The sequence below is a fragment of the Marinagarivorans sp. genome, from assembly GCF_982758155.1.
Genome location: NZ_CEXWTU010000325.1, coordinates 1 through 4336, shown reverse-complemented (window position 1 = coordinate 4336; position 4336 = coordinate 1). Strand labels below are relative to the sequence as shown.

The window sequence follows — 4336 nt, the reverse complement described above, 5'->3', positions numbered from 1 at the left end:
TATAGCAGCATTTCTAGCGTCGTACTCAATTTTTCTGGATCTCACCTAGAGTGACCAGTATCAATCCAAAAAAATCTCCATTCAATGCTATAAATACCACCCTAAAAGCTTCTGAACTCAAAACCTAATACTACGTTAGGGCTTAGTATCGTCACATTAGCTGTCGGGCGACTATTTGCCGCCCTTATCCATACGTTATTAGCAGATCATCTAAAAAAACAAAAACCTATACCAACGCGTTAGATCAAAACCCCGCGTCACAGTCTATACCTACAAGTGAACTAATTGTTATTGAGACACGCTATGCTGGCCCTTCATTCCTCCATCCTAAAGCGTATTAAAACCTTAAGTAGCCAGCTATTCGAGCCATTCTTGGGCATACGCGCAGCAGCAATGAAGAAAATCGTGGCGGCTACTGTTATCGCATTTACGGGAAGTCATTTTGAGCAGGCTATCGCCGCCGATGACGTTAAAACCAGTTATCCCGAAAAGATTTATTTCCAAGATTTATTTAACAACAAAGACATTAATATTGGCGAGGTAGAAGTTACACTGCAAGACTACCAAGGCTACATATGGCTAGGGGGGCGAAACGCTATACTGAGGTATGACGGCAGCGAATTTTTGCCCTTTGAAGTACAAGTGGATAACCAAGACAGCAGCCAGAATATATTAGCCACACAAGCCGTCGACTTATTTGAAGACAGCCGCCAGCGCCTATGGGTAGCCACACGCACAGGCGTATTGTGGTTTGATAGAGAAAACCAAGTGTTCAAGAAACTCGAAGAGGTAAAAGACAGCAAAAAAAACATTGATACCGGCACGATTAATAAAATTATTGAAGCTAGCACCGGCGAAATAATCATAGCCTCTTATGCTGGGCTAACCGTTATCAGCTCCGATAACAGCAATGTCACTATTTATGACATGGACACCACTCAAGGCGCACTGAATAACAATGTAATTCACGACATTATTCGCGACCCTAACGGTAACTTCTGGTTAGCCAATGAAAAGGGGCTACATTATTTCAATTGGAAAAATAAAAGCTTTAGCGCGTACCTGCCGAACCCCGACGATATCAACAACCTCCCCGACAACGATATCTGGGCCATAGAATTTGATAGCGACGGAAATATATGGGCCGGTAGCCATAGCGGAATTTATAAATTCAACACCAAAACAAAAATCTTTAAAAAGTACCAACATGACCCAACCGATAATTTTTCAATCGGGGCCAATTTAATCCGAGAAGTCACGATTGACTCAAAAGGTTTTAACTGGGTTGGCACCGACGGCGGAGGCCTTAATCTCTACGACAAGGTCAATGACCGTTTTATTCGATTTTCCCATCAAAAAGGTCAAAAAGGGTCACTGGCGTCCAACTCGACCCGCGCTATTTTTGAAGACCGCAATGGCGACCTCTGGGTCGGCACCTACCCTGCTGGCATTAACTTTTTCGACCGCTCCTCAGGCGCTATTTCTCTATACAACAGCGACCCCAACAACACTAACAGCTTACCGCACAACTCAGTTCTAACCCTGCAAGAAGATGACAAGGGTAACTTGTGGCTAGGTACCGATGGTGGTGGCGTAAGTTATTTTGATCGATTCGCTAATACCTTCACCCACTACCAAGTTGCTGACAAAAAAATCAGTAGTAATGCCATATTATCGTCATTAATGGACTCTAAAGGCAATTTCTGGGTAGGCACATGGGGAGGCGCCGTTAATCGTTACAACCCCACCACAGATAATTTCGACAAAATACCTTTCGACCTCAATTTAAAAGGACAAGGTTCTGGTACTTATAAAGCCTTAAATGATGAAGCCGTTTGGAATATTTACGAGGACAAAAAAGGAGAGATTTGGATTGGTACTCATAGTGGCGGACTAAGCCTTTACAATCAAGATACTGGCACATTCACCAACTATTCTCATGACAGAGCAATACCCACAACAATATCAAACCAACTCGTTTGGACAACCTTTGAAGACTCGAAGAATCGTTTTTGGGTGGGCACGGCAAACGGTCTTGATTTGTTTGATCGAGAAACGGCCAAAGGCCAACGCATCACCGCTAGTGACGACGACCCCAATAGCCTTTCAAACAACTCCGTACTATGCATATTTGAAGATAGTAAAAAGAGGCTATGGTTTGGTACAGATTGGGGCCTAAACCAACTCAATGACGACAACGACAACATCAGCTTCACCGTGTACGGTAATAATGAAAATTTTGTAGACAACGGCATTCGCAGCATTACAGAAGATGCTAACGGCAATCTATGGCTAGGCACAAATAACGGCATTGTCATGTTCAACCCGGACACAAAAAGTGTTAACAATTACAAACGCGCTGGGGGGCAACAACTTGGAGGGTTTAATACAGGTTCAGTTCTTATTAGCCAACGCGGTGAAGTTATTTTTGGCGGCACCAACGGCGTACGCCTCTTTAACATTAGCGAATTAAGTACTAACGAACTGCCGCCGCCAGTAACATTAACGGACTTCAAAGTCTTTACAAAATCTATTGCCGTCAATGGCCCAGACAAGCTATTGAGCAAGACCGTTAATCTAACCAACACAATCACCCTCGACTACAAAAAGAATATGTTCTCGTTTAATTTTTCAGCATTAAACTATCGAGATTCCGATAAGAACCAATACGCCTACAAACTCGAAGGCTTCGATAAAAACTGGCGAGAAGTCGGTAACCAACGCTCTGCGCTTTACACGAACCTTGATGGCGGCAGTTATGTTTTTAAAGTAAAAGGCAGCAATAATGATGGTGTTTGGAATGAAGAAGGGAAATCAATCACTATTATTCAATTACCGCCGCCGTGGAAAACTTGGTGGGCATATACGTTATACGTACTCGCTATTCTCGGCACCATTTTAAGATTCATATACGCGCAACGTAAAAAACGTAAAATCATAGAGCGACAAAAACAAAAACTTGAAGTTAAAGTTGCTGAACGAACTAGCGAACTCCGTGAGAAGAACCACGACATTCAAGCCATGCTAGGCAATATGCGACAAGGTTTATTTACCGTTGAACCCAGCGGTAATATTCACCCAGAATACTCATCCTTTTTAGAGGATATTTTTCACACCAAAGAAATTGCAGCGCGCAATGCTATGGATTTGCTGTTTACAGGAGCCAACATTGGTGGCGACAGCCTTAACCAAGCCAAAGAAGCCATTAAATCCATCATCGGCGAAGACGAAATGAACTTCAGCTTTAATTCCAATCTACTTCCCACGGAATATAGCATTACACGCGAACAAGCAACGCAACATCTATCGCTCGACTGGGACCCTATTATTATCGATGATTGCGTATCAAAGCTCATGGTATCCGTACGTGATGTTACGGCACTAAAACAAGCGGAGGGTGCGGCGCTCGCGCAAAAACGAGAGCTGAATATTATTTCCCAACTCATTAAAGTGCCCAATAAAAAATACCTGGCCTTTGAAGAATCGGCCAGAAAATTCATTCAAGAAAACAGGGAAAAAATTCAAGCGTCCCCCCAAAAAGACCTCGACGTTATCGCCCTACTCTTCAGAAACATGCACACGATTAAAGGCAACTGCCGAACCTACGGTTTTAGTTATTACAGTGATGTCGTGCATAATGTTGAAACAACCTATAGCGAGCTAAAAGCCTCTGATGAGTACCCGTGGGAACAACAAATTTTACTCGACGATCTTGTTAAAGTAGAGTTAGCAGCCAAAGAGTATGCAGCCGTTTATTATGATGTTCTTGGACGCGGCGATAACAGTGCCGACGAGTCAGAGAATCCGCTCCTGGATGTAGGCACTATTGCTCACATTCAAAAATGTATTTCAGAGGTGTCCAAGACTTACCCTGAAGCCGGCAGATCAACACAACTCCAATCCGCTAGCATTCTTTTAAATATCGCCCTTTCCAACACAATGAGTAAAGTGTTAGCTGATATCGTCAACTCCCTGCCCTCTATTGCCAAACAACTGGGTAAAGCCGATCCAAAAGTGATGATCGACGACAGTAACGTTCGCATTAAGTCTAGCGCTCACGAACTGCTTAATAATGTCTTTGCACATATATTGCGCAACAGCGTCGACCACGGCATCGAGTCCCCTGAAGATCGCGAAAAACAAGGTAAGCCTGGCCCAGGACGCATCGACGTTTTTACCAGTTTGCGAGGCGACAACCTGCGAATACACGTTAAAGACGATGGTAAGGGCGTAAATATAGATCGGTTATATCAGAAGGGCTTAGAGATGGGCGTTTGGAAAACCGGCGAAACCCCAGCTACCGCGGCCATTGCCGAGCTTATCTTTGCCTCTGGGA

The 4336-nt window shown here is 43.8% G+C and carries 1 protein-coding gene; it reads left to right on the top strand.

The annotated features are described in order from the left end of the window. Positions 1–303 precede the first annotated feature (303 nt). Positions 304–4336: two-component regulator propeller domain-containing protein (locus AC3A8L_RS20295; protein WP_487964092.1), on the top strand; the 4033-nt coding region annotated here is incomplete at its 3' end.